Source organism: Croceimicrobium sp., assembly GCF_965228705.1.
Lineage (GTDB): Bacteria > Bacteroidota > Bacteroidia > Flavobacteriales > Schleiferiaceae > Croceimicrobium.
On sequence record NZ_OZ245832.1, the window covers coordinates 2,831,061 to 2,857,204 of the forward strand.

29 protein-coding genes are annotated in these 26,144 nt (G+C 43.1%); 17 read left to right on the forward strand and 12 right to left on the reverse strand.

Annotation, left to right across the window (positions count from 1 at the left end):
• Positions 1–375: a dihydroneopterin aldolase gene (gene folB / locus ACO05P_RS12710; protein ID WP_421751373.1), complete on the reverse strand. Its 375-nt coding sequence runs from the start codon at positions 373–375 to the stop codon at positions 1–3.
• Entirely contained in the window at positions 375–1,904 is a 1,530-nt protein-coding gene (gene gltX, locus ACO05P_RS12715; RefSeq protein WP_421751375.1) for a glutamate--tRNA ligase, read from the reverse strand. The genes folB and gltX overlap by 1 nt, the downstream gene beginning before the upstream one ends.
• Positions 1,905–1,974: 70 nt before the next feature.
• Between gltX and ACO05P_RS12720 the strand changes: the two genes are divergently transcribed.
• Genes ACO05P_RS12720 through ACO05P_RS12735 form a run of 4 tightly spaced genes read left to right on the forward strand, consistent with a single transcriptional unit; the run spans position 1,975 to position 8,389 of the window.
• Positions 1,975–5,172 (forward strand): hypothetical protein, encoded by a 3,198-nt coding sequence (locus ACO05P_RS12720; protein ID WP_421751376.1) that lies wholly within the window; start codon positions 1,975–1,977, stop codon positions 5,170–5,172.
• Positions 5,159–5,581: an rRNA maturation RNase YbeY gene (gene ybeY, locus ACO05P_RS12725; RefSeq protein ID WP_421751377.1), complete on the forward strand. Its 423-nt coding sequence runs from the start codon at positions 5,159–5,161 to the stop codon at positions 5,579–5,581. Before ACO05P_RS12720 ends, ybeY begins: the two co-directional genes overlap by 14 nt.
• 41 nt (positions 5,582–5,622) lie before the next feature.
• Positions 5,623–7,494: a tRNA uridine-5-carboxymethylaminomethyl(34) synthesis enzyme MnmG gene (gene mnmG / locus ACO05P_RS12730; protein ID WP_421751379.1), complete on the forward strand. Its 1,872-nt coding sequence runs from the start codon at positions 5,623–5,625 to the stop codon at positions 7,492–7,494.
• A 13-nt stretch (positions 7,495–7,507) separates the two neighbouring features.
• Positions 7,508–8,389 (forward strand): class I SAM-dependent methyltransferase, encoded by an 882-nt coding sequence (locus ACO05P_RS12735; RefSeq protein ID WP_421751381.1) that lies wholly within the window; start codon positions 7,508–7,510, stop codon positions 8,387–8,389.
• A gap of 3 nt (positions 8,390–8,392) precedes the next feature.
• Here ACO05P_RS12735 and ACO05P_RS12740 read toward each other — a convergent pair whose 3' ends face one another.
• Positions 8,393–9,529, reverse strand: coding sequence for an ATP-binding protein (locus tag ACO05P_RS12740; RefSeq protein WP_421751383.1), 1,137 nt, complete (start codon positions 9,527–9,529; stop codon positions 8,393–8,395).
• 56 nt (positions 9,530–9,585) lie between these two features.
• Here ACO05P_RS12740 and ACO05P_RS12745 point away from each other — a divergent pair, with 56 nt between their 5' ends.
• Positions 9,586–10,776 (forward strand): phosphoglycerate kinase, encoded by a 1,191-nt coding sequence (locus ACO05P_RS12745; RefSeq protein WP_421751385.1) that lies wholly within the window; start codon positions 9,586–9,588, stop codon positions 10,774–10,776.
• Here the strand turns inward: ACO05P_RS12745 and ACO05P_RS12750 are convergent, their stop codons facing one another.
• A complete protein-coding gene (locus tag ACO05P_RS12750) occupies positions 10,777–11,304 on the reverse strand; it encodes a CvpA family protein (protein ID WP_421751386.1) in 528 nt (175 codons plus the stop codon).
• A gap of 48 nt (positions 11,305–11,352) precedes the next feature.
• On the opposite strand from ACO05P_RS12750, the gene ACO05P_RS12755 reads away from it, so the two are divergent.
• Complete coding sequence (locus ACO05P_RS12755) at positions 11,353–11,712, forward strand: hypothetical protein (protein WP_421751388.1); 360 nt, start codon at positions 11,353–11,355, stop codon at positions 11,710–11,712.
• Here the strand turns inward: ACO05P_RS12755 and ACO05P_RS12760 are convergent.
• Positions 11,709–12,098, reverse strand: coding sequence for a hypothetical protein (locus ACO05P_RS12760; protein ID WP_421751390.1), 390 nt, complete (start codon positions 12,096–12,098; stop codon positions 11,709–11,711). The genes ACO05P_RS12755 and ACO05P_RS12760 overlap by 4 nt on opposite strands.
• Positions 12,099–12,100: 2 nt before the next feature.
• Positions 12,101–12,472: a hypothetical protein gene (locus ACO05P_RS12765; protein ID WP_421751391.1), complete on the reverse strand. Its 372-nt coding sequence runs from the start codon at positions 12,470–12,472 to the stop codon at positions 12,101–12,103.
• A 78-nt stretch (positions 12,473–12,550) separates the two neighbouring features.
• Here ACO05P_RS12765 and pheS point away from each other — a divergent pair, with 78 nt between their 5' ends.
• Positions 12,551–13,570 (forward strand): phenylalanine--tRNA ligase subunit alpha, encoded by a 1,020-nt coding sequence (pheS, locus tag ACO05P_RS12770; RefSeq protein ID WP_421751393.1) that lies wholly within the window; start codon positions 12,551–12,553, stop codon positions 13,568–13,570.
• A gap of 85 nt (positions 13,571–13,655) precedes the next feature.
• On the opposite strand, the gene pyk is transcribed toward pheS, so the two are convergent.
• From pyk to ACO05P_RS12795, 5 genes are all read right to left on the reverse strand, one after another.
• Entirely contained in the window at positions 13,656–15,086 is a 1,431-nt protein-coding gene (gene pyk, locus ACO05P_RS12775) for a pyruvate kinase (RefSeq protein WP_421751394.1), read from the reverse strand.
• Complete coding sequence (locus tag ACO05P_RS12780) at positions 15,076–15,576, reverse strand: IPExxxVDY family protein (protein ID WP_421751396.1); 501 nt, start codon at positions 15,574–15,576, stop codon at positions 15,076–15,078. The genes pyk and ACO05P_RS12780 overlap by 11 nt, the downstream gene beginning before the upstream one ends.
• On the reverse strand, positions 15,557–16,243 hold the full coding sequence (rnc, locus tag ACO05P_RS12785; RefSeq protein ID WP_421751397.1) for a ribonuclease III: 687 nt from the start codon (positions 16,241–16,243) through the stop codon (positions 15,557–15,559). The genes ACO05P_RS12780 and rnc overlap by 20 nt, the downstream gene beginning before the upstream one ends.
• Before the next feature lie 69 nt (positions 16,244–16,312).
• Positions 16,313–17,563, reverse strand: a complete 1,251-nt coding sequence (gene fabF, locus ACO05P_RS12790; protein WP_421751398.1) for a beta-ketoacyl-ACP synthase II — start codon at positions 17,561–17,563, stop codon at positions 16,313–16,315.
• Between the two features lie 9 nt (positions 17,564–17,572).
• On the reverse strand, positions 17,573–17,809 hold the full coding sequence (locus ACO05P_RS12795; protein ID WP_210760386.1) for an acyl carrier protein: 237 nt from the start codon (positions 17,807–17,809) through the stop codon (positions 17,573–17,575).
• A gap of 111 nt (positions 17,810–17,920) precedes the next feature.
• Here ACO05P_RS12795 and purN point away from each other — a divergent pair, with 111 nt between their 5' ends.
• Both purN and rnhA read left to right on the forward strand, forming a co-directional pair.
• A complete protein-coding gene (gene purN, locus ACO05P_RS12800) occupies positions 17,921–18,487 on the forward strand; it encodes a phosphoribosylglycinamide formyltransferase (RefSeq protein ID WP_421751400.1) in 567 nt (188 codons plus the stop codon).
• Complete coding sequence (gene rnhA / locus ACO05P_RS12805) at positions 18,487–18,948, forward strand: ribonuclease HI (protein WP_421751401.1); 462 nt, start codon at positions 18,487–18,489, stop codon at positions 18,946–18,948. Before purN ends, rnhA begins: the two co-directional genes overlap by 1 nt.
• Here the strand turns inward: rnhA and ACO05P_RS12810 are convergent.
• Positions 18,945–19,811 (reverse strand): M23 family metallopeptidase, encoded by an 867-nt coding sequence (locus tag ACO05P_RS12810; RefSeq protein WP_421751402.1) that lies wholly within the window; start codon positions 19,809–19,811, stop codon positions 18,945–18,947. The genes rnhA and ACO05P_RS12810 overlap by 4 nt on opposite strands.
• Positions 19,812–19,983: 172 nt before the next feature.
• Here ACO05P_RS12810 and ACO05P_RS12815 point away from each other — a divergent pair, with 172 nt between their 5' ends.
• The 8 genes from ACO05P_RS12815 (at position 19,984) to atpH (ending at position 26,143) form a co-directional block, all read left to right on the forward strand.
• The gene (locus tag ACO05P_RS12815) at positions 19,984–22,584 is read left to right on the forward strand and encodes a tetratricopeptide repeat protein (protein ID WP_421751403.1); all 2,601 of its coding nucleotides are present in this window, start codon (positions 19,984–19,986) and stop codon (positions 22,582–22,584) included.
• Positions 22,585–22,594: 10 nt separating this feature from the next.
• Positions 22,595–23,011 carry a bactofilin family protein gene (locus ACO05P_RS12820; RefSeq protein ID WP_210760391.1) on the forward strand — a complete coding sequence of 139 codons (417 nt, stop codon included), beginning with the start codon at positions 22,595–22,597 and terminating at the stop codon, positions 23,009–23,011.
• Positions 22,965–23,204, forward strand: a complete 240-nt coding sequence (locus tag ACO05P_RS12825; RefSeq protein ID WP_210760392.1) for an AtpZ/AtpI family protein — start codon at positions 22,965–22,967, stop codon at positions 23,202–23,204. The genes ACO05P_RS12820 and ACO05P_RS12825 overlap by 47 nt, the downstream gene beginning before the upstream one ends.
• Positions 23,191–23,583, forward strand: a complete 393-nt coding sequence (locus ACO05P_RS12830) for a DUF6168 family protein (protein WP_421751404.1) — start codon at positions 23,191–23,193, stop codon at positions 23,581–23,583. Before ACO05P_RS12825 ends, ACO05P_RS12830 begins: the two co-directional genes overlap by 14 nt.
• A gap of 97 nt (positions 23,584–23,680) precedes the next feature.
• Complete coding sequence (gene atpB, locus ACO05P_RS12835) at positions 23,681–24,778, forward strand: F0F1 ATP synthase subunit A (protein WP_421751406.1); 1,098 nt, start codon at positions 23,681–23,683, stop codon at positions 24,776–24,778.
• Between the two features lie 31 nt (positions 24,779–24,809).
• Positions 24,810–25,001: an ATP synthase F0 subunit C gene (atpE, locus tag ACO05P_RS12840; RefSeq protein ID WP_421751408.1), complete on the forward strand. Its 192-nt coding sequence runs from the start codon at positions 24,810–24,812 to the stop codon at positions 24,999–25,001.
• An 85-nt stretch (positions 25,002–25,086) separates the two neighbouring features.
• Positions 25,087–25,584: a F0F1 ATP synthase subunit B gene (locus ACO05P_RS12845; RefSeq protein WP_421751410.1), complete on the forward strand. Its 498-nt coding sequence runs from the start codon at positions 25,087–25,089 to the stop codon at positions 25,582–25,584.
• Between the two features lies 1 nt (position 25,585).
• Entirely contained in the window at positions 25,586–26,143 is a 558-nt protein-coding gene (atpH, locus tag ACO05P_RS12850) for an ATP synthase F1 subunit delta (protein WP_421751412.1), read from the forward strand.
• The last annotated feature ends 1 nt before the right edge of the window (position 26,144 follow it).

Sequence of the window (26,144 nt, forward strand, 5' to 3'; positions counted from 1 at the left end):
TTATTGCGGGAGATAATGCTTGCGCTTCCGCTTTAATTCAATGCTAACACGCTTTACATCGCCGTTAATGGGAGGATGTAATTTAGAGAGCTTAATTTTTGCCTTCTGAACCAAAGGCATTTCCTTAAAAATATCCCCTAAAATCTGATCCGCCACGGTTTCAATTAATTTGTGACGAATAGCCATTCGATCCGCCACTACGCGGTTGATCGTAACGTAGTCCATGGTTTGAGAAAGATCGTCATGATCAATGGCGGCCTGTACTTCGCCCCATACTTCCACATCTACCGAATATTCGGTTCCAATCTTACCTTCCTCATCCAAACAGCCGTGATAGGCATATAGACGAATACCTTCTACGCTGATTTTATCCATTAAGGTAATTGCTCTAAAGCAAGGTTTAAGCGATTCAAGGTTTCTTCCTTACCCAGAATAGCACATATTTCGAACATGGAGGGACCCATACCCATACCTGTTACGGCTAAACGGAATCCAGGTCCTACCTTTCCAAAACCTAATTCATTTTCGCTTAAATAGGCTTTAAAAGCTGCTTCAATGTTTTCAGTGCTAAAATCTTCTAGGGCCTCAAAACGGTTTTTTAGTTCCCTTACATGAGCACGGGCTTCTTCATTCCATTTCTTGCGCAGGGTTTTCTCATCGTATTCTTGAGGAGCGGCAAAAAAGAATTGCGAATCTTCCCAAAGGTCTTTGATGAAATAAGCTCTTTCCTTCATCAAGGCAGCAATACATTCAGCTTTTTCTAAGCTTACTTCAACTCCTTGTTCGGAAGCTTCCGCTTGAAGAAGTTTTCCTAATTCAGCATCAGATTTAAGGCGGAGGTATTGTTGATTGAACCAACGGGTTTTATCGTGATCGTATCGGGCTCCAGCCTTATTAACCTTTTTAAGACTAAAGGCAGCTACTAACTCATCTAAGCTGAATAATTCTTGAGCGGTTCCAGGGTTCCAACCCAAGAAAGCGAGCATATTGATAAAGGCATCCGGGAAATAGCCGTTTTCACGGTATCCTGAAAATACTTCACCACTTTCTTGATTATGCCATTCCAAAGGAAATACCGGGAAACCTAAACGATCGCCATCACGCTTGCTGAGTTTACCGTTTCCATCAGGTTTCAATAAAAGCGGTAAATGTGCGAATTGAGGCATGGTCTCTTCCCAACCTAAATAGCGATAGAGTAGTACATGCAAAGGAGCAGAGGGTAACCATTCTTCACCACGAATTACATGGCTGATTTCCATTAAATGATCGTCCACAATATTGGCCAGGTGATAAGTAGGCATACCATCGGATTTAAAGAGCACTTTATCATCCATATTGTTGGTATTTACACTTACCCAGCCGCGTACAATGTCTTCGAATTTTACCTCTTCATTGCGATTGAGTTTAATGCGTACCACATAAGGTTCACCGGCTTCTAATTTTTTCTCCACCTCATTTTGAGATAAGGTGAGAGAATTCTTCATGCTATTGCGGGTAATGTGGTTGTATTGCCAGTTTGGAGAACCGGCATCCTTTGCCATTTGACGAACGCGATCTAAATCTTCCGCGCTGTCGAAGGCATAATAGGCATGTCCATCGGCAACTAATTGCTCGGCATATTGACGGTACATAGCTTTGCGTTCACTTTGACGATAGGGACCGTAGTTTCCACCGAAACCTTGACCTTCATCTGGAGTGATGCCACACCATTTTAAGGACTCGATAATATATTCTTCGGCGCCGGGAACAAAACGAGTTTGGTCGGTATCCTCGATGCGTAAAATAAAATCGCCACCTTGCTGTTTGGCAAAGAGGTAGTTATATAGTGCGGTACGTACCCCTCCCATATGTAGTGGACCAGTGGGGCTTGGTGCAAACCTTACGCGTACTTTAGCATTACTCATAACAAATCTTTAAAGGGCGGCAAAGATAGTGTTTCTGCCAGCTCTTTACCTTTGAAGCTCTGTTGGATTTATGGCGGGAATAGATACACTCAAAAAGAAGCTCGACGCTTACATTCGGAAGTATTATGCACTAAAGCTGGTACGAGGTTTAGTCTTTTGGACAGGCTTTAGCCTGATTACTTATTTACTGTGGTCGGGGGTAGAATATTTTGGTCGCTTTCCATCCGGAACTCGGGCGATTTTGTTTTGGTCCTATACCGTTTTATTTAGCCTTTGGTTAATGATCTATGTCTTGGTGCCGCTCTTGCGGATGCTGCGCATTACCAAAGGACTTAATTATGAATCTGCAGCTTCAGAAATAGGAAGGGCTTTACCCGGTTTGGATAATCGTATTTTGAATACGCTTACTCTTGAGAAAGCGGGGGCTTCAGATTCGAGTTTATTGATGGCTGCCATCGAGCAAAAGCTGCAAGATCTGGATCAATATGATTTTAATCAATTCATTGCTTGGCGTAAAGTGTTGAAAGTCCTCCCATTATTATGGGTTCCTTTGCTTTTAGTTGCGATTCTTTTTTATTCAGATGAGGGTCAGAAGTTTTTGGATAGCGGTCGCAGATTGGTCTATTACAATCAGGACTTTATTCCTCCTGCGCCTTTTCGATTTTTATTACCCGAGGATAATTTGGAAGTTGCTTATGGCGAATCAATTTCATTAGACTTAGACCTAGAGGGAAGTCAAATTCCATCTGAACTAAGCGCAGAGGTGAATGGCCTAGAATACTTGCCTGTAAAAACGGGCCCTCGGACCTGGACCCTTAAAGTTGAGAATATTCAGCAAGATCTAAAGATTCGTTTTAAGGCATTAGAGTATTACAGCGAAAGTCGTAATGTAGATGTTTATCAAAAGCCTGCTATTGGTGCTTTATACCTGTCCTTAGAACCACCGGCTTATACTCGGGTACCCAAATCGAATGTGGCTCTTTCCAGTTTACACAGAGTACCATTAGGCTCTAAGCTGAACTTGCGAATTGAGGATGCGAAGCATTTAGAAATGGCTGCTTTGATTTTGCGGGATAGTGCGCTGGCCTTTCAAGAGGGGAATTTAAGTTTTCGGGCCATGCAGGATTTAACCTTTAGCCTGGAACTGCGTAATAATAAGGTTCAAAATCAAGTATTTCAAGGGAGCCGAATTCAAGTTATACCTGACGCCTATCCAGATATGAGAATACTTCAGGTGGATAGTTTAAGTTTAAACCGATGGCGTTTGAATCTGGCTTTTAAAGATGATTACGGCATTAGTCGTTTGGAGCGGGTTTTAAGTCAAGGTGATAGAACCTGGACAAAGAATTTTTATCCAAAGGGCTCTTCATTTAGTGATGAGATTGATTTAGATACTTTGTCCGATGCCGAAAGTTCGGTTTCGGTTTATTACCGAGTATGGGATAATGATGGGGTGAATGGATCAAAATCCAGTAGTTCGGAAAGAATAGAGTTATTGGCTTTAAGTAAGGACCAGGAGGAACGGGCCAATATCCAAAAGCTCAAGAACTTCAGTGCTAGCTCGGAGGAACGGCGAAAGGAATTGCGCAGTATGGAGAGAAGTTTGGATCGCTTGCAACTGAATATGCTCGATAGGAATTCGCTGGATTGGAAGGAAAAGGAGAATCTAAAGGAGGATTTGCAAAAATTAGCCAAACAACAGGAGGAACGTATAAAAGAGCGTGAAAAACTAAAAGAGGCTCTGGAGAAACTGGATGAAGAGAAACTACCCACAGAAGAATTACAGAAGCGTTTAGAGGAGGCTAATAAAGAAGAAGATAGGCTCAAGGCTTTGGAAGAAGAGATTCGGGCTTTAATGGAGAAGCTCGATATGAAGGATTTGAAGCAGAAATTAGATCAACTGCAGGCCGAGAATAAAGAGCAGTTACGCAAGGAAGAGCGAATGGAAGATCTTTTGGAGGATTTGGCTTTTCAAAGGGATTTATTGCAGCAAGCGGATAAATTAAATGAGCTATCTGAAAAGCTAAAAGCTGAGGCTCAAAAGGATGATTTAGATCAAAAGGCAAATCAAGAGGCTCAAAAGGATTTTCAAGAGGCTAAAGAAGAATTGGAACGCCTAGCGGAATCGAATAAGCAGTTGGATGATTTATTAAGCAGCGAGGAGTTTAAGGAATCTGAGCAGAAGACAGAGGAGGGTTTGCAAGAATCATCGGAACAAAAGCAGTCTGGAGATTCTAAAAAAGCCAATGAATCTGAGCAGAAATCTTCTGAAGGAGCTAAGGAAATGAGTGAGTCTTTGATGGCAATGATGAGTCAAATGCAAAGTCAGGCCTTATCGATGAATATGCAAAGTCTGCGTCGTATACTGGAGAACTTAAAGCAGTTCAGTAAAGATGTAGAACAAAATGGCTTAGAAGTGACGGATCTGGGCAAGGATGATCCTCGTTATCGTTTTCTATTAACAGAGCAAAGCAGATTATTAGCGGGTTCGCAGGTAATCCAGGATAGCCTGGAAGTTTTAGCTGCCAAAGCTCCTCAGATTAAGGATGAGGTCTTTAAAGAGTTAGCCAAGATGATGCGTTCTCTGGAATTAGCAAAAACGCATTTGCAGAATCAAGAGAAACCGCAATCCGCTGTGCAACACCAATATTCGATGATGGCAGCAAATGAATTAGCTCTAATGTTGGATGCCAGTTTGCAGAATATGATGAGTATGATGGCTTCGCAAAAGCAAGGAAATCAAAATTGTGAGAAGCCTGGTGGAGGAAAGCCGAAGCCTGGACAGATGTCGGATAAGTTATCTCAAATGGGACAAAAGGTGGATAAATTACAGAAGGGTTCAAAGGATGGAAAGGGTAAACCTGGACCTAGTTCGCAAGAAATAGGAGAAATTTTAAGCGAACAAGAAGCTTTACGCCGGATGATAGAAAATGCGGAGTCCGAAGAAAAGGGCGGAGGTGGAAATGGAGATAAGAAATCGGAATTGCTGGAGGAATTAGATAAGATGGAAGATCTCCTGTTAGAGAAGAATATTGGTGCCTATAAGGAAAGGATGAAGCGAGTAGAGACTCGTTTACTAGAAAATGAAAAGGCCTTAGAGGAGCGTAAGCAGAAGGAAGAAAGGGAAGCTGAAATTGGATCTTCGCAGTCTATGCTGGATGGTTCTGCAAATGATACTTTGAACAAAGAAGGCTCTAAGGATGCTTATCAGCGTTCAGTTCTTAATTTGGTGCCTTTTTATCAGAGCCTTATTTATGGCAAAAATTGATTTTACAGGATTAGTCCCTGATTTCATTGAGAATGATGAAACTAGTTGGCAGTCTTGGCTTACCCAATGTGTTGAAGAAAGGTCTTATCGCATAGGCAGATTGGTTTATCATTTTGTGGATGATTTACAAATTCAGGAGATCAATCAATCCATCCTTGATCACGATTATCCTACAGACATTATTACTTTGGATGAGAGTCGCACAGATCGTTTACGTGTAGAGCTTTGGCTGGGAGTAGATTTTATTGAGCGAAGTGCTAAGGAGTACACAGTGCAATTGGAGGTAGAGTTCGCGCGAGTAATGATCCATGGTCTCTTGCATTGTATGGGCTGGGATGATAAGTCTATTGAGGATCGTGATCGTATGAAGGCAGAAGAGGATAAATGTTTAATTTCGCGGCCCAAATAATTGGAATTCAGTTTATTTAAAACGTTTCACGTGAAACTGTTATGATCAATAAGAAGTACGATGTTATTGTAGTTGGAGGAGGCCATGCTGGTGCGGAAGCTGCGGCAGCTAGTGCCAATATGGGTGCGGAAACCTTATTGGTAACAATGAACCTACAGACTATTGGCCAGATGTCCTGTAATCCTGCCATGGGAGGCATTGCCAAGGGTCAGATTGTAAGAGAAATCGATGCCCTGGGTGGTCTTTCAGGTATCATAAGTGACAAAACAGCGATTCAGTTTCGGATGCTCAATCGTTCGAAAGGACCGGCCATGTGGTCTCCACGTGTTCAGAGTGATCGTTGGCGATTTGCAGAGGAGTGGCGTCTGGCTTTAGAAGCTATTCCTTCCTTGCATTTCTTCCAGGATATGGTTGTAGACCTTATTGTGGAAGGAGAGCAAGTTAAAGGTGTGAAGACGGGTATGGGAGTCGAAATTTTGGGTTCCAAAGTGATTCTAACCAATGGCACTTTTTTAAATGGCTTAATCCATATCGGGGATAAGAATTATGGGGGAGGTAGAGCTGGAGAACGAGCTTCTACAGGTATTACGGAAAGGTTGATAGATTTAGGCTTTGAATCGGGCCGTATGAAAACCGGTACCCCTCCCAGAGTGGACGGCCGTTCTTTGGATTACTCCAAGATGGAGGAGCAAAAAGGAGATGAGGTGCCGGAAAAATTTTCTTTTGGTTCGGAAACGCGAGCTTTAAAGGAGCAACGTAGCTGCCATATCACCTATACGAGTCCAGAGGTACATGAAACCCTAAAAGAAGGCTTTGATCGATCCCCTATGTTTAATGGGTCTATTCAAAGTACTGGACCACGTTATTGTCCTTCGATTGAGGATAAAATCAATCGATTTGCGGATAAGGATCGTCATCAGATTTTCGTGGAACCAGAGGGATGGAACACGGTTGAGATTTATGTGAACGGATTTAGTACTAGTTTACCACAAGAGGTTCAAGAAAAGGCCTTGCGCAAGGTCGTAGGATTTGAGAATGTGCGAATATTCCGTCCGGGTTATGCCATTGAGTATGATTATTTCCCACCTACCCAATTAAAACACAGCCTAGAAACAAAATTGGTTAAAGGCCTTTATTTCGCAGGTCAAATTAATGGTACTACCGGTTATGAAGAAGCTGCTAGTCAGGGTTTAATGGCAGGTATTAATGCCGTTTTGGCTTTAAAGGAAGAAGAGCCGCTGGTTTTAAGTCGCGATCAGGCATATATCGGTGTTTTAATAGATGATCTCATTACAAAAGGGACTGAGGAGCCGTATAGAATGTTTACCAGCCGTGCGGAGTATAGAATTCTCTTAAGGCAAGATAATGCTGATGAACGCTTAAGTCCTTTGGGTAATTCTATTGGTTTATTACCGGATGGTCGTCTGGATGCGTTTCACGTGAAACAATCAAAAACTAAGGTTTTACAAGATTGGGTGTCTAGTTATAGTATTAGTCAGGCCGAAGCAAATCCTATTCTAGAGGCAAAAGGTTTAAGTCCTTTAAAGCAAACTATGAAGTTTGAAAAGGTGATTGCGCGCCCACAGCTTCAGTTTTCAGACTTTGATGGATTGAAAGCTTATCAGGAGTTGATTGCGGAACACGGGCTGTTGAAGGAAAATATTGAACGGGTGGAGATCGAAACTAAGTATGCGGGTTATTTGGAAAAAGAAAAGGAAGCCGCGGCTAAGATTGATCGTTTAGAGGATTTAAAGATTCCTGAAGCCTTTGACTATTATAAGCTCAAATCTTTGTCCTATGAAGCTCGAGAGAAATTAAGCGAAATGAAGCCTACCAGTATTAAGGAGGCTAAAAAGATAAGCGGGGTAAGTCCTGCGGATATAAGTGTATTATTGGTCTATATGGGCCGCTAGTTTCACGTGAAACATGAAAGAACATTCCAGTTGCCCGGTATGTGGCGCTAAAGACTTAAAGTCGGTACGAAAGCCCTATTATTACAGGGGAACCAAAGAAACCTTCAATATTGATGCTTGCCAGTCTTGTGGCTTTTGGCTCACCAATCCCGCACCGGAAGGGCCAGAATTAGCGAGTTATTATGAAAGTGATGACTATGTAAGTCATACCGATGGAACAGGCTCATTAATGGACCAGGTATATGGTATCGTTCGAAAACGTGCAATTAAATCGAAGTTTGACCTGGTGTCTTCTTTAGCAGCACCTTCTAAAGTTTTGGTTGATTATGGAGCGGGTACCGGCGAATTCTTGTCCTATGCTAAAACAAAAAATTGGACGGTTAAAGGTTTTGAACCCTCCGATGTGGCCAGAGAAAATGCTTCTAAAAAAGGATTGGAACTACTTTCTCCTGAAGAGCGATGGTCATTGGAGGAGGAGTCCGTGGGCGTATTTACATTGTGGCATGTATTGGAGCATATCCCTGATTTGAATGAGACTTTGGCCTATTTCTATTCTCGTCTTGTAAAAGGAGGCTGCTTGGTAATTGCCGTTCCCAATCACGAGTCTTTAGATGCTGAAAATTATAAGAATGATTGGGCTGCTTATGATGTTCCTTTACACCTTTGGCATTTTGCGAAATCTGATCTTCAGCGCCTAGCTCAAAAATATCATTTTCAACTGGAGAAAATAGAGAATATGCCTTTTGATAGCTTCTATGTTTCTCTATTGAGTGAGAAGAATAGACATGGAGTCATGAGGCCGATACAGGCTTTTTACCAGGGTCTTCGTTCTAATTTGGCTGGATCTAAGGCTAAGAATATGAGTAGCTTAATTTATGTGCTACGGAAGGATTAGGGCCTAGGCTTCCTTAATTCTAAGTAAATTACTAAACTTAAAACTGGCATCGCTAAGAATAACCTTGGCATTGCCGTTTCGGCTTAGATCATGAATAGCTGTTTCTAATACTTCCATGGCCATACGGGTGTTTTTGGGATGAAGCACTGAAGCAAATCCCTCTAACTTAAAAGAGAGTTCTTGGTATATGGGATGGGCCAGAGCCAGGCTTCTCCGTGGTAAGGCGAAAGCTAGTTCGAGGGTCTGAATAAAGAAGCGGAGGGCTTCTTTTTGGCTTTCCTTATCAAGGGAGGAAAATTCATCGACAAAGGCAAAGATTTCTTTCACTTTGGCGCTATAACAGCCACGCATCCAATTTTGAAAAAGCTGACCGAAGAGCTTGTAGCGTGCACTGTCTAGGGCAATTTTATAGGCTTGAACCAGGTCCCCTTCTGCGACACTTGCTGCAGTGCGTGCTTCATTAGCATTAACGCCTTGTTTTTGCAAGTAGGACTCAATTTCCTGAGCATTTAAACGGGGGATGTAAAGCTTTTGGCAACGACTGGTAATCGTTTGTAATAGGCGTTCGGGATTCTCACTAATCAGGATAATTATACTCTTATCACTCGGCTCCTCTAGGGTTTTAAGGAGCTTATTTGCGGCCGAACTATGTAGGTATTCAGGTAAATAGAGAATTACAAATTTAGGCCCGCCGCTATAGGACTTAAGGCTTAATTTCTGAATGATTCGAGCGGCTTCATCTACATTAATTTGGGCCTGTTTATTGGCAACATCCAATTGATTGAGCCAGTCATTTAGGCTAAAGATGTTGCGCGTATGAATAAAGTCCAGCCATTCTTTCTGAAAGTATTCGCAGTTTAGTTCTCTGGGCGCACCAGCCACACGCGCAAAGGGAAAGGAGAAATGAAGATCCGGATAGGAGAGCTTTGCAAATTGCTTGCAATGATTGCATTCGCCACAGCTATCAGATTCGCTGGGATTTTTACAGGCTAAATATTGGGCGTAGGCCAAGGCTAAGGGGAAGGCTGCAGTCCCAGATAAGCCGTAAAACAGCTGGGCATGACTATTATGGGCACGTTTTACGGAGTCCAGTAATTTGGTCTTTTCGGCCTCTAGCCCGGGTACTTCTTTTAATAACATGCCTTTTGCGATTATTTAAGCCAAAGCGGCGTATTTTCGCTTCAAAATTACAAGAAATGCCAAGCTTAAATGACTTAAACTTTGAAGGTGCCCGGGTTTTAGTGCGGGTAGATTTCAATGTTCCTTTAGACGAAAATCAAAATATTACCGACGATAGCCGCATGCAGGCCCATATTCCCACCTTTAAAGCGATAGTAGAAAAAGGTGGCCGCCCGGTGGTAATGTCACATTTGGGTCGTCCTAAAGATGGGCCGGAAGCAAAGTTTTCTTTAGAACATTTGGTAGCTCATTTACGCGAACTGAGCGGGATGGATGTTCAGTTTATTAACGACTGTGTTGGAACCGGCGTGGAGGAGGCAACGAATCAATTGCCAGCAAATACCATTTTACTTCTTGAAAATCTGCGCTTCCATAAAGGCGAAACACAGGGAGATGATGACTTTGCTTTTGCTCTTTCAAAGAATGGCGATTTTTATATTAATGATGCTTTTGGCACTGCACACCGAGCGCATGCTTCAACGGCGATCATTGCCAAACATTTTGCCAATCGCAAAGCTTTTGGATTAGTATTACAGCAAGAGATCGATAATGTAAACAAGGTTTTGCATGGCGGTGAGAAACCGGTTACCGCAATTGTGGGGGGTGCGAAGGTTTCTTCTAAGATTTCTGTACTCGAAAATTTACTTCCCAAGATTGATCATCTGATCATTGGTGGAGGAATGGCTTTTACCTTTTTAAAAGCGCAAGGCGGAAGTACTGGAAACAGCTTGGTGGAGGATGATTTTCTGGAAACGGCGCAAAAAATCATGGAAGCCGCTGAAAAACAAGGGGTTAAACTTCATTTACCCATTGATTCTGTAATTGCTGATGATTTTAGCAATGAAGCGAAACGCGAAATCGTGGCCTCTAAGAGCATTCCAGACGGCTGGATGGGATTAGATGCCGGTCCAGAGACGATCTCTTCGCTCGCGCCAATTATAGAGGCCAGTAAAACGCTACTTTGGAACGGGCCTCTCGGAGTTTTCGAATTTGAGAACTTTTCGGAGGGTACCAAGAAGGCTGGTGAGCTAATTGTGGCTGCAACCGAAAAAGGTGCTTTCAGTTTAGTAGGGGGAGGAGACTCTGTAGCAGCGATTAAAAAATTCAATATGGCCGAGCAGGTAAGTTATGTAAGTACCGGCGGTGGAGCAATGCTCGAATTTTTAGAGGGAAAAACTTTACCAGGGATCGCTGCGATTCTCGATTAATTAATCGGCGTCCTTAATCAGATATTGTTTGTCAACGAGATCGTCGAAGCCTACTGCTTTGGCGATCTCTTCACTATAACCTAAAAAGCGTTGGTAAACCTGACTTTGTTTCAAAGTGCTTTTTTGGAAAATGGTATTATTCTGTTGAACCTTATTAAGGGAGAAAACGGCCAGGGTAACGATCATCGCCCATTTTACAGCCCCAAATACCGCACCCATTAATCGGTTAATTCCATTTAAGGCAATAAGTTTCATGGTTCGGGTCATGAGGCTGGCCAAGGAGTTTACCAATAAAATAGTACCAAAAAAGACCACTACATAGCTGATAATCTTCAATTCGAAATCCACGGATTCGAAATATATAGTGAAGTATTTAAAAACATTATCCGCCAATAGATAAGCCGCCACAATTCCGATAAAAATACCGAGTATTGCCGCGAATTCGCGAATAAATCCTTTCATGAAACCCTTTATTATCCCGAATACAATGGGGGCCAGAAGGACAATGTCAAGAGCAGAATATTCCAAATTTTGAGTGGGCTTGAAGGCGCCAAGATAATTACAAATGCTTAGAAAATGCTAGAGCAAGAAAACAGAAATAAGTGGAATAGGATAATAAGCTTTGTAAAAGAGCGCTTTGGTGATGGAGAAGAACCTGATATTGACGTAGTTCTGTTTTTGATTGGGGTGCGCGAATTAGGCCTTCCGCCAAAGCGTAAAAGCTTTAAGAAAGATCAGAAATTAGAACTGATGCATATTGCCATTTGTCGTTTATTAAGCCCCTATGGTTATTATAAACTTATTGGACAAGATCAGGAGGGTTGGCCCCATTATGAGCTGCAGAAAAAGCTTCCGCATTTAAAGGCCGGGGAACAAAGTATTCTGATGAAAGAAGCGGTGATTCGCTATTTTGACGAAGAAATCTGGGAGGATTAACGGTCGAAAGAACAACCGATCAAAAGCGTATCGTAAGGCTCGATATATACTGTTTTAATCACGCGCTCATTAGGGAGCAAGCGAATTTCAGTACAACCAATCCAGGTGTATTCCGGACGGGTTCCACGAGAAGCGCGAACACTTAAAGTGGCAGCTTTGTCGTATTTAAAATCTACTTCCCCTTCTGTATTACTATAGCCTTCAATAAAAACAGCATTGCCTGAAATAGGAGCAGCAACTTCTACAAATACGTTTTGTACCCGGGTAGAATCATCATGGGTTTTAACCACAATGGTAAAAGGGTATTCCGGGTTTAACTCCTCATTTTCACAAGAAAAAAGAAAGAAGGAGGCCAAAAGGCTTAGGCCAAGAATTGCTTTTTTCATAATCATTGATCGTCTCTGCATCCGCTATCTGGATCACCGGAAATAGTCATATCAAGATAAACTGTTTTCACACCGCGTTCCAATTCGGCGAAAGTACAGCTTTTATAAGGTCGTTTAGTGGCAACGATTTCCACCACCGCTTTATTTTTCAGACTGATCGACACCTTTCCTTCCTCGTCGCTGTACAAGTAGTAGTCAACCGTGGTATTATCCACCGGGGCGTAAATGTGGACCAAAGCATTCTGAGCGGCGATGGTGCCATCTTCAACCGTAACATAGAGGTCGAGGGCAAAATCGCGATCGTCCTTCGAGCATCCTCCGAGAACGAAAAAAGCAAGGCTCAGAACAAGTAAGGAACGGTAAAACTTGAACATGACTGTGCTAAATAATTATCATCTTTGTGCTCCAAATATAATAATTAACGCAGGCGATTGGCTTATTAGCATCAGAGAATGAAAGAACGCATTGATTTGTTGCTCCGTGAGGTGGAAGATTTCGGCAGTAAAACAGCCGCAGAGATAGAGGCATTTCGAATTGAAATGCTCGGAAAGAAAGGGAAAATCACCGCATTGTTTAATGATTTCCGGGAAATGTCCGGCGACTTGAAACGCGAGTTTGGTAAACCCCTGAATGAGTTAAAGAATAAGGCCGCAGCTAAGGTAAATGAGCTAAAATCTGCCGCAGAGGAGCAAATTTATCTCGGTTCAGGTGAGGATTTAAGTCGTCCTGCGAATTTCCAGTCTTTGGGTTCGCGCCATCCCGTGAACCTGGTTAAAAATGAAATCGTATCTATTTTCCGACGAATCGGATTTAATGTTTCGGCCGGACCCGAAATCGAGGACGATTGGCATAATTTCACGGCCTTAAATTTTCCGGAGGAACATCCTGCCCGTGATATGCAAGACACTTTTTTTGTGGCACGGGATCCGGATTGGGCTTTAAGAACACATACTTCTAGCGTACAGGTGCGTGTTATGGAGAATTCCAAACCCCCTATTCGTACTCTATCACCCGGAAGGGTATTCCGCAATGAAGCAATTTCTGCGCGATCGCATTGCTTCTTCCATCAGGTGGAAGGACTGTACATCGATGAAGGCGTGAGTTTTGCCGATTTAAAGCAAACCTTACTCTTTTTTGCACAGGAGTTTTTCGGGCCGGAGACCAAAATTCGTTTACGCCCTTCTTATTTCCCATTTACGGAACCTAGCGCGGAAATGGATGTGTATTGGGGCTTAGAGAATGAGCGCGATTATCGCATGACCAAAGGAACAGGCTGGCTAGAAGTTTTGGGCTGTGGTATGGTAGACCCTAATGTTTTGAGAAACAATGGAATTGATCCAGAAAAGTATTCCGGTTTCGCCTTTGGAATTGGCGTGGAGCGTATTGCTTTGCACCGTTTTCAAATTCCAGATATCCGCATGTTGTTTGAAAACGATTTAAAATTCCTGGAGCAGTTTAAAGCAGCGTACTAGTAGCTGTTTTCAGAAATAAAAAGCATAAAAAAGCCGTCTTGGAATCTCCGAGACGGCTTTTATACTTTTATAAAAAGTTGGGCTTCTAGCTTTCGCTGATGCTGGAAATCTTCAACATATTGGTCATGCCTTCTTCGTGAATAGGCATACTGGCAATTTTAACAATTAAGTCACCATCACTAACCAAATTAGTATCAATTACAATTTGCTTGATGTCGGCAAAAGTCTCATCCGTACTTACCATTTTATCATAATAGAAACCGCGTACACCCCATAATAAGCTCATGGTGTTGAGGATATTACGATTTGAAGTGAACATCAAAATACTGGTCTTTGGGCGGTGGGCCGAGATCTTAAAGGCTGTATAACCACTAAAGGTCATGGTAAGAATGGCCGCTGCTCCAATTTGATCCGCAATTTTACTGGCATTGTAACAAATTGAATCAGTAATGAAGCGCTTATTGCGATAACGAGGTGGGTTTTCTTCGCGTACACCTACCTGACCGCTTTCTTCTACATGGGCAATAATCTTACTCATCGCCTTAATTACTTCTACCGGATTCTTACCAACAGAGGTTTCACCACTTAGCATCACCGCATCAGCGCCATCTAGTACAGAGTTTGCCACGTCATTCACCTCCGCTCGGGTAGGAGTAAGGTTTTCGATCATGGTTTCCATCATTTGGGTAGCAATTACCACGGGCTTAGCCATCAAATGACACTTGTTTACGATCATTTTTTGGATCAATGGTACACCCTGCATAGGCACTTCTACTCCGAGGTCGCCACGAGCTACCATAATGCCATCAGAAGCTTCTATAATCTCATCTATCTCTACTACGGCCTCTGGCTTCTCAATTTTGGAGATAATGTGACAGGGCGCGTTGTTTTTCTGCAGGATATCGCGCAGTTGATATACATCGTTGGGGTTTCGCACAAAAGATAGAGCTACCCACTCTACGCGGCATTCCATGGCTACTTCCAGGTCCGCGAGGTCCTTTTCCGTAAGGCAGGGTAAGGAAATGCGCGTATTGGGTAAATTTACCCCTTTACGAGATTTTAAAGGACCACCTTGAATAACCTTGGCCTCCACTTCATCCTTGGAATTGGTTTTAGTGGCTTCCAAGAGTATTTTACCATCATCAATCAAAATGCGATCACCGATCTTAACGTCGGTAGCAAATTGTTGATAGGTCATAAATACTTGTTGCGCAGTGCCTTCAACCTCTTTATTCGTAAAGGTTAGGATATCACCGGCTTTTAATATGGCACCTTCTTTAACGGTTCCAATTCGCAGCTTAGGGCCTTGTAAATCTGCTAATACTGCAATATTGGTATTGAGCTCATCATTAAGCTTTCGAACTTTATCTACAATTTCACGGGCAGCATCGTGAGAGCTATGTGAGAAGTTAATGCGGAAGACATTAACTCCGGCTTTCACCATTTCTACCATTACTTCATAGTCGCTGGAAGCGGGTCCCAGGGTTGCTACGATTTTTGCTTTGTTATAGGCCATCTGTGTATTTTATTGTTTTGTTGATTCGCGCCATTTCCTTTTCGCTTAAGGCTTTCGCCTGATGGATTTTAGAGCAGGAGCGAAGACGTTTTTCCCAACTAAGTGTAAAACTTACATTTTCTTTATTCCCATCAAACCAAAGAAAAAAATTGAAACCTTCCTTATTTGGCAACCAGTTTTTTTCAGCCTCTGGACTTTCTTCAAAGAGGCCAATAGCGGCGGGGCTTTCGCCATCACTGCGATAAGAGCGGTTTTCGACCATTTTTAAGTCCCACTCTTGGTTTTCATCGTAAAAGCCAAAGAGTCGAAAATAAAAGCGCAGACCTTTATGATCGCTATAAAGGTCTTCATTTAATCGTTTCAGTCGCAGCTCTGGAAGCTCAAGATTAAGATGGTAACAAAGATTTAATGCCCCTTCCCGACTTAAAATGCCAAAGCCGGTATGACTGCCCGAATGAAATTCGTCGAGATCAAGTTTGAACTTCGCCATTCGGCAAATTTAAATGCAGAAAGGCTGATTTCGCCGCTTCTTCTTCCGCTTTCTTTTTGGTGGGGCCATGTCCTTTTGCAACTTCTCTTTGTGCTAGAAGGCAAGCAACATGGTAGATAGGGTCATGACTTTTCCCTTCGGTGCGTACTAATTTAAACTGTACCGACTTCTTTTCTTTTTGGCCCCACTCGAGCAAGGAGCTCTTGTAGGAAGTAAGGCGTACCGCTAATTTTTCCAGATCCAATTGCTGCAGTACTCTTTTCTCTAAAAAGCGCTGACAGGCCGCATAACCATGGTCGATGTAAAGCGCACCAATTAAGGCTTCAAAGGCATCACCATTTAAGGATTTAGCGCGGGTTCCCCGTGTGGGGGTATAGCGCAATAGCGATTCCAGATTCATATTGGCCCCCAATTCATTGAGATGCTTACGGCTTACAATTTTGCTACGCAGGCTGGTTAATTCACCCTCTTCTTTTAGGGGATAAGTGCGATACAGGTAATCCGTAATTACAGCCCCTAAAATAGCATCGCCTAAAAACTCGAGGCGCTCATTATTCATTTTGAGGCCTTTGGAATTTTCCTTGGCGGCAGAACTATGGGTAAAGGCAAGTTCGTACAGATCGCTTTTTTGCGGTTTATAGCCGGTTAAATTTTCGATCTGAAACAAAAAATTCCCGCCTTGTTTGGGGCGGGAATTCCATTTTTTTAAAAAAGATAACATCAAGCTGCGTCGAGATTAGCTTAGTTTACGGAACATAACTGAGGCGTTATGACCGCCAAACCCGAAGGTATTGCTAATTGCGGTGCGCACTTCACGTTTTTGAGCTTTGTCGAAAGTCAAGTTCAATTTGGGATCAATCTCCGGATCATCGGTAAAGTGGTTGATGGTAGGTGGAATGATATCGTTTTGAACCGCTAATATCGCGGCGATCGCTTCTACAGCCCCAGCCGCACCTAAAAGGTGACCGGTCATGGATTTTGTAGAACTGATGTTTAAACGATAGGCATCTTCACCAAAAACCTCTTTAATGGCCTTTAATTCAGCAACATCTCCCAAAGGAGTAGAAGTACCGTGCACATTGATATAATCAACGTCGGCAGGCTTCATACCCGACTCGTTAAGCACTTGCTGCATCACACCTTTGGCACCTAATCCTTCGGGATGAGGGGCGGTAATGTGATGGGCGTCGGCGCTAATACCAGAACCAATAAGCTCAGCATAAATTTTAGCACCTCGAGCCTTAGCGTGCTCATAGTCTTCCAGAATGATACATCCGGCACCTTCTCCCAGAACGAAACCATCGCGATCCTTATCGAAAGGACGGCTGGCTGTTTCCGGCGAATCATTGCGAGTGCTCAGAGCATGCATGGCATTAAAACCACCCATTCCGGCTTCGTTTACGGCTGCTTCACTACCACCTGCAAGACATACATCAACTTTACCCAAGCGGATAAAGTTAAAGGCGTCGATCAGGGAGTTGGTAGAAGAGGCGCAAGCCGAAACTGTCGAATAATTTGGTCCGCGGAATCCGTACTTAATACTGATATGACCGGGGGCCAGGTCCGCGATCATTTTAGGAATAAAGAACGGACTAAAGCGTGGCGTTCCGTCACCTTTGGCAAAGTTCATGCACTCTTCCAGGAAGGTGTCTAAACCGCCAATTCCAGAACCCCAAATCACCCCAACGCGGTCTGGATTAAGGTCTAAACCTTCCAAACCGCCATCTTTTACGGCTTGATCAGCTGTAACCAGTGCATACTGGGTAAAGCGATCCATGCGTCGTGCTTCCTTGCGATCAATAAAATCCTGGACATTAAAGTCCTTAAGCTCGCAAGCAAACTGGGTTTTGAACTTTTCAGGGTCAAAACGGGTGATTCGGGCCGCACCGCTTTTCCCTGCCAGCAAGTTTTGCCAGTAGGTCTCCACGTCGTTACCGATAGGAGTCAAAGCTCCTAATCCTGTTACTACAACCCTTCTTAGTTCCATAAGAGGGAATTATTTTTTAGCCTCTTCGATATAGGCAACCGCCTGACCAACGGTGGTAATGTTTTCTGCTTGGTCGTCTGGAATTTGAATGTCAAATTCTTTTTCGAATTCCATAATCAGCTCTACAGTGTCCAGAGAGTCTGCACCCAGATCATTGGTAAAGCTAGCTTCGTTGGTTACTTCGTTTTCGTCTACTCCTAGCTTATCTACGATGATAGCTTTTACTTTAGAAGCGATTTCTGACATGATAATTTGTTTAAAATTATAAGCTGCAAAGAAAGGAAATAAATCAAAATGCCACGGCTTATTTGTCTTTGGTTTGTTTGCTTTTGTATTTTCGTCGGGTAGACATTTGCCATGAAGAAAATTGTTGTCCTTGCCTCTGGCTCAGGGACTAACGCAGAAAACATAGTGCGTTATTTCGAAGAAAGCGATCTGGCTAAGGTAGTGGCCATAATTACTAATAACCCCCAAGCCGGGGTTTTAGATAAGGCCCGAAAACTGGGAGTGCAGGCTACTGTGCTCACTAACAGCCAGATAGAAGACGGTACCCTGCAAGGGAAATTAGAGAACCTGCGATGCGATTTGGTCGTTCTTGCTGGATTTCTCCGAAAAATTCCCGCCGAACTAATCCAGGCTTTCGAAAAAAGAATCATCAATATTCACCCTGCTTTATTGCCAGATTATGGCGGTCCAGGTATGTATGGAAAATATGTGCATCAGGCTGTGGTGGAAAATGAAGAGGAGGTTTCCGGTATCACTATTCACTATGTGGATGAGAATTATGATGAAGGAGAAATCATTTTTCAGGAGGAAGTTGAGATTGACTATGAAGACAGTTGGGAAGACGTAGAGTATAAAGTGCGTGAGCTCGAATACCGCCATTACCCCTCTGTTATCGAATATCTGCTGCCTAATATTTAATGCTGATTCACCTTTACACAGATGGCGCGGCCAAGGGAAACCCTGGACCGGGCGGATACGGTATTGTCCTCGAAGCCGGACCCCACCGAAAGGAATTGTCGGGTGGATTTCGCCGGACAACCAATAATCGAATGGAGCTTTTAGCAGTAATTGTTGGCCTGGAAGCCCTAAAAAAGCCGGGTCAGCAAGTACGAGTAGTCTCCGATTCTAAATATGTGGTAGACGCTATTAATAAAGGGTGGCTGCGTTCCTGGATTCAAAAAGGCTTTAAAGGCAAGAAAAATATTGACCTCTGGAAGCGATTGATCCCAATGTTGCAAAAGCACCAGGTGCAATTTCAATGGGTGAAGGGCCACAATGATCACCCACAAAATGAGCGTTGCGATCGTTTAGCGGTAGCGGCAAGCGAAGGACCAGGCCTGGCTATTGATCAGGGATTTGAAATTTCGGAAGGCCTTTAGAAGGAAATGTATTCCTGCGGATCTACAGCATAACCATTGTACCAAAGTTCGAAATGCAGATGCGGACCGGAGCTTAATTCGCCCGAATTGCCAATAATTGCAATGGGTTCCCCGGAAGAAACATCCTGCCCCTGCGACTTTAATAAGGCAGAATTATGCTTATAAACCGAGATGAACTTCTCGGCATGCTGAATAATCATTACATAACCGGTTTCGGCCGTCCACTCAGCAAATATTACGCGGCCATCCTGAGTGGCTTTGATTACTTCATTTTCCTTGGCTACGATATCAATGCCCAAATGCTCTTCTTCCGGATTAAAAGATTGAGTAACCAATCCTTTAATAGGGATAAAGAAATTGAGGCTTTCTAAATTTAAACGGCGGCGACCTTCAACGGGAATATTAAACTGCTCCTCTTCCTCTACCATTTTGCGCAGCAAAGAATCATCTTTACTGATACTCAAATTTATTTGGCTTTGATTTAAGCTATCCACCACCTGGTCATCACTAAGGTCTAGAGGCTCCTGGCCATTTATTACCCCTTGAATATTCTTTAGGAAAAGAGAATTATAGTTTAACTGATTTTCGAGACTATCCGTAACCTGTGCTAATCGAATCGCATCGCGCTTTAGCGCAGTACTGGAATAACCGGGAATATACTCGCGCAATGGAGTAAAGGCGATTAATAAGGTAGTACCAGCTATTAGTAGGATTACCGATAAGCCCGACACCACAAATACATTGAGGCGGCTGAGCTTAAAACTTAGCTTTTCCTCAAAAGTATCGTCGTTCAGAATCACCAGGCGATACTTATTTCGCAGTTTGGTGATGAGCTTTTTGGATTCTTTTTTCTCTGAAGCCATGTTTTGCAAATATCAGAAAATCCAAAGGCAAAGGGCTTTTTAGGCCTTGCGATTCTTTTCAGAATAAGATTAAAAGACTTAAAAGCGCAGGAATAGGGAACTTAGTATTGAGATTACAATATTTTTGCGCATTAATTGTTATTTCACCCCGAACCGACATCACGCGCGTCACTTGAAATTATTACGCTATTCGACATTCATAATAGCCGCTCTGCTTATCCTGGGCGCCTGCTCTCGCACTAAAGATATTTTTACAGCGCGGACCTACCATCGTATGGTCAGCAAGTACAATATTCTTTTTAATGGTGAACAAGCCTTATTAAAAGCTCGTAATCAGCTGAAAAAACAGCATGTTGATGATTATGATGACTTTTTATCTATTTACCGCGAAGGCACCGAAGAAACCATTAGTGGGGTTAAACCCGATTTGGAAAAATGCCTGGAAAAAGGGAGTAAAACCATCCAGAACCATACGATGCTGATCGATGGAAAGCAAAAGAATACCTATATAGATGATGCCTACCTATTAATGGGGAAAGCACATTATTTTAAACAGGATTACCCCGCGGCATTGGAGACCTTTAACTACGTAATCCAAAAATTCCGGGATGCAGAAATAAGAGCAGAAGCCGAACTTTGGGCGGCTAAAACCGAGACGGGCATGGAGAACTTTATTCCAGCTAAGGCACGTTTCGAAAAACTGTACAGTAATACCAGCCTGGCCAGGCATTTAAATGCTGATGTTTTTGCCTCCTTTGCGCACCTCGAGTTTGTGCAAGGTCATTACGAAGAGGCTTATCAATTACTTATCCAGGCTGCAGAAAAAACCGATGATAAAGAACAAGAAGTGCGCTGGCTGTATATCTGTGGTCAGCTTTTGGCAGAACAAGGCCTGGACTATGAAGCCAGTCAAATGTTCGATCGGGTTATTCGAAAGGGCCCTCCCTATGAGCTTTTGTTTAATGCGCAATTAAATCAAGCGCGGAATTACGATACCGAATTAATGGATCCCAGCAAGGCCTATGAGGATTTGGAAAAAATGCTGCGTGATGAAAAGAATTACGATAATCGGGATCAGATTTACTATGTAATGGCAGAAGTCGCTCAAAAGTTGGGCGAGGAGTTGGATCGTGATGATTATCTGAATAAATCGATCCGCGTAAGTACCCAAAATGACAAACAAAAGGGCTTGAGCTATCTGTGGTTGGCGGAGATTCGATTTGATGATAAAGAGTACGAAAAGAGTCAGGCTTATTACGATAGTTGCTATCAGTTCTTACCTAAGAACCACCCTAAGTACGCACAGGTAGCAATGTTTAAGAAGAGCCTGGGCCGACTGGTGGCGAATCTGCAAACTATTGCCCTGCAAGATAGCTTGCAGTCCTTGGCCGCTTTGAGTGATGCCGATCAATTGGAAGCGATTAATGAGATTATTGATAGAGTAAAAGAAGCCGACGAAGAAGCCTTGCGCGCTAAAGAGCGTGAAATGGATCAATTGGCTTTTAATTCAGGTACCAATAATGGCGGTGGAATTGGCGGATTAGCCGGGGTTGGAAATGCCAATCAAAGCTTTTATTTCTATAATCCTTCTATTCGTTCCTCCGGAGTATCCAGCTTTGTGGCCAAATGGGGCAATCGAAAACTGGAAGATAATTGGCGTCGAAAAGATAAGTCGGTGATATTGGAAGATCCCACCAATACAGAGGCGGGAGCCAATGGCGACGGGGCTACAGGTGAAAAAGAACTGGATCCGCGTTATGATCCGCAAACCTACTTAGCCCAAATCCCTAATGATTCTGCGGCCATGGATACCAGCCATAGCTTAATTCAATTGGCGCTTTTGGATAATGCGATTCTTTATAAAGAGGATATTAAGGATTTAATCGCGGCATCCGAAAGTGTTTTGGAGCTTTTACAACGCTATCCTAATTACCAAGATCGCGCTCGTGCCTGGTATTTACTATATCGTATTTACCTTTTAATGGAAGATGAGGCCAACAGCACAAAATACAAGAACCTTATTTTAAGTACTTATCCTAAATCCGAATACGCTTATCTGATCCTCAATGAAGGAAAAGATGTGAAGGATGTAGATGAGTCGGAAGCCAAACGAGCTTATGCTGCGGCTTATCAGGATTATGAATCTAAGCGTTATCGCCAGGCTTTAAGCGCGGCCAAGACTGGCTTCGAGGCCTATGAAGACAGTCGTTATGGTGCCCGCTTCCTATTATTAACTGCCTATTGTGAGGCCGGCCTACGTAAAATGGAGGAGCTTCGTACAAATTTGGAAGAGGTATTAAAACGTTTCCCACGAACCCCTGAATCTGCGGAAGCTCAAAAAATATTGAGCGCTATGGGTCAGGATGCAAAAGCGGAGGGCGATGATAAATCAGCTAAAAATGCGGCTACCTATCGCAGTGATTTTAGTTCGCAGCATCGATATGTTTTATTAGTGCCGAATGGAAAAGTGAGCGCCAATCAAGTGCAGATCAGCCTTTCCGACTTTAATAGTAAGTACTTCCCCAATAACCGCTTATTGGTAAAAAGTATATTGATGGGTACTGAATGGCAGGTCGTAATGGTAAGCGGCTTGGCCAATCAAAAACAAGCGCAGGAATACTACCGTACCTTGAATAGTGAAAAAGCGCTGGAGAAATTGCTGATCTCGGTGGATTTTAAACAATTTGTAATTTCGAACGCTAACTTTACAGATTTCTATAAAAATCAGGACATTAAAGGATACCAAGCCTTTTTTGACGAGAACTATAAATAGGAAAGGGGATATGATTAAAAAAACGAAGGAAGTAAACGTCGCACCAAGCAGTAGCAACCGAATCCTACAGGGTACTTCTATTGAAGGAAATGTGCACTCGGAAGGCGACTTTCGGGTGGACGGCGAAATCGAAGGAAACATTAGTATTTCCGGCAAACTGGTTATCGGCGAAAAAGGCCGGGTGAAGGGAGAGGTGAAGTGCGGATCTGCACGTATTTCCGGTCGCCTGGAAGGAACTATGGTGGTAGAAGACTTGCTTAATTTGGAAGCTTCTGCCCGTGTTGAAGGCGATATCTTTACTATTAAATTGGCGATTGAACCCGGCGCAGAATTCAGTGGATCCTGTAAAATGGGAGCTGTGGTGCGCGATATCCATAAAAATGACTCCGCCCGAAAAGAAGAAAGACGATCTGAAAAGATCTCTTAAGTCCTATTCCAAGTACTCGGGATTGGGTTTGCAAATGGGTGCCCTTATATTTTTAGGGGCCTATGGTGGCAAATGGCTCGATGCCCGATACGAATTTAATAAGGCCTGGTTTACTATGCTAGGCACACTAATCGGTATGGGCCTGGGCCTCTATTTATTCTTAAAAGGAATTCAGTCTGATGATGATAAATGATCGCCTTTCGCAGTATCCGCAGGCCGTTTTGCTCTTCATTTTAGCTTTGGCTTTTGGCATACATTACGCCATTTTAAACTATCTCCAGATACCCATCGGGGCCAGTCTTACCTGGCAAGCTTACCTCTTTAATCTCCTGGCCGCACAAATAATTCTAACAGTAATGCTGCGAATTGCCCAAAAAAAACAAGATTATTTGGGCTTTATATTCATGGCTGGCAGCCTTTTAAAGTTCCTGGTTTTCTTTTTGGCCTTTTATCCGGTGTATAAGGAAGACGGTGAAATCACTAGCCTCGAGTTCAGTTCATTTTTTGTTCCCTATCTTATCTGTTTGGCCTTCAAATCATTCGTTTTATTACGGAGCTTAAATAAGGCCTGAAAACCCACGAAAAAAAGAAGCTTTAAAAATTGGCAACTTGGAAAGCATTTATGTTTACTTTTGCGCTGATTTTTAAACGACCTCTGAACGCCGAGTTATGCAGATCAAAAGATTCGGATTCTTAGCCTTCCTATTAGCCTTCTCATTTTCTTGGGCGGCTAATGCGAGCAATCAACATGGTGATGAACATGGACACCATGAGGAACAGGGTGAGAAATCTATCAAAGAGCAGATTGCTGAAGTTAAAGAGCACCACCTCAAAGACAGTCACAGCTTTCACCTTTGGGGCGATCATGCCAACGGAACCTCTGTAGAGTTTCCATTACCCGTAATCCTTTGGGATGAGGGCGAACTGCATTTCTTCATGTCTTCGGCCTTCCATCACAGTGAAAATCAAACCGTAGAGAGCAAAGGTTCTTACTTCCGTTTATACCACAGTAAGATTTACAAAACCGATGCTGAAGGTACCATTCACTACGATGAAGAGCATCATGCGACCAACGCAAAACCCATCGACTTTTCCATTACCAAAACCGTATTCAGTACCATACTAGTAGGTCTGTTATTACTATGGTTATTTGGGTCTGTAGCTAAAAAATACCGCAAAGACCCCGTGCCTCGTGGTATTGCGAAATTTATGGAGCCCTTGGTAATCCTCGTTCGCGATGATATCGCCAAGCCCAATATTGGAGAGAAGGACTACAAGCGCTTTATGCCTTACCTCCTTACCGTATTCTTCTTTATTTGGATGGCCAATATGATCGGTCAAACTCCATTGGGAATTAACATTACCGGTAACATCGCTGTTACTTTAGGTCTGGCTTTAATTACTTTCTTTATTACGCAGTTCTCTGGTCGGAAAGACTACTGGGCGCATATCTTCTGGATGCCAGGCGTACCTTATGTGATGCGTATCGTTTTAATGCCGATTGAGATCTTGGGTATGTTTGTAAAGCCCTTCTCATTGATGATTCGTTTGTACGCGAACATTTTGGCTGGTCACGTGGTGATCATGAGTATCATTGGCTTGATCTTTATTTTTAGTGCCTGGGGTGCTAAAGGAGCCTTCTTCGGCTTAACCTTCTTCTTATCGATTATCGAATTACTGGTGGCCTTTTTACAGGCTTATATTTTCACCATGCTTTCTGCCCTTTACTTCGGTTCTGCGGTTGAAGTACATGATGAACACCATTAAGATTTTTATTAATGCTTAAATCACACAAACCATGGAAATTCCAGCTATTGTAGGTGCAGGTTTGATCGTAATCGGTGCCGGATTAGGTATCGGTCGTATTGGTGGCTCCGCTATGGAAGCTATCGCTCGTCAACCTGAAGCTTCAGGTAAGATCCAAACTGCAATGATTATTGCTGCGGCTCTTATCGAGGGTATTGGTTTCGCTGCTCTGTTTGCAGTGTAAGAAACTTAAAGACCAAAGGTGAGCAGCGGTTGGCTGTCGCCTTTGGTTCCCTGATTTTTGAACGAACCGAATAAAAGATTATAAAGTGGCATTATTAGAAGATTTTTCAGTTGGCCTGTTTTTTTGGCAACTTATTTTGTTCATTCTCCTGCTGTTTGTTTTACGCAAATTTGCCTGGAAACCCATCTTAGGCGCAGTTGAAGAACGTGAAAAAAGCATTGAAGATTCTTTGGCTTCCGCCGAAAAGGCCCGTGCCGAAATGGAGCGTCTCCAGTCTAACAACGAGCGTATCCTGGCCGAAGCCCGTGCAGAGCGTGATACTATTTTGAAAGAAGCGCGTGAGATCAAAGACAAGATGATCAACGATGCTAAATCTGAGGCTGGCAATCAAGCCGAGAAGATTATCGCGAACGCCAAGGAGCAAATCCAAAACGAAAAGATGGCAGCCGTTACCGATCTTAAGAACCAGGTAGCCGAAATGTCTATCGAAATCGCTGAGATGGTTTTACGTCGCGAGCTTGATGACAAAGCCAAGCAAGGCGATTTGGTAAAAGACCAGTTAGACAATTTTAAATTAAACTAACATGGTAGTAACCAAGTTAGGTCGCGTATACGCCAAAGCCCTCATTGATCTGGCCAAAGAACAGGACCAGGTAGAAGCCATCCGCGAAGACATGCGTTTGGTTTCTGCTACTTTGAAAGAGTCCCGTGACTTGGCGAATGTGATGAGCAGCCCTATCGTAAAAGGCGACAAAAAACAAGCGATTCTCCAAGAAATTTTCAAGGAGAAAATCAGCGATTTAAGCCTGCGCTTCCTGAACATCGTGGTAGATCACGGTCGTGAAGGTTCCCTGCGTGTAATCGCTCAGGCTTTCGAAAATATGTACCTTCAGCACAAAGGCATCGAAAAGGTAAGTGTAACTACTGCCTATGCCCTTAGTGATGATGAGGTTAAAGCGGTTACCGAAAAAGCATCGGCTTATACCGGTAAACAAGTAGAATTAGCCCAGAACGTGGATGAGAACATCATCGGCGGTATGGTATTACGCGTTGGCGATAAACGCTACAACGGTAGTTTGGCGCATCAGTTAGAAACTCTGCGTCGCCAGTTTAAAGACAATCACTACATCAAAGATTTTTAAG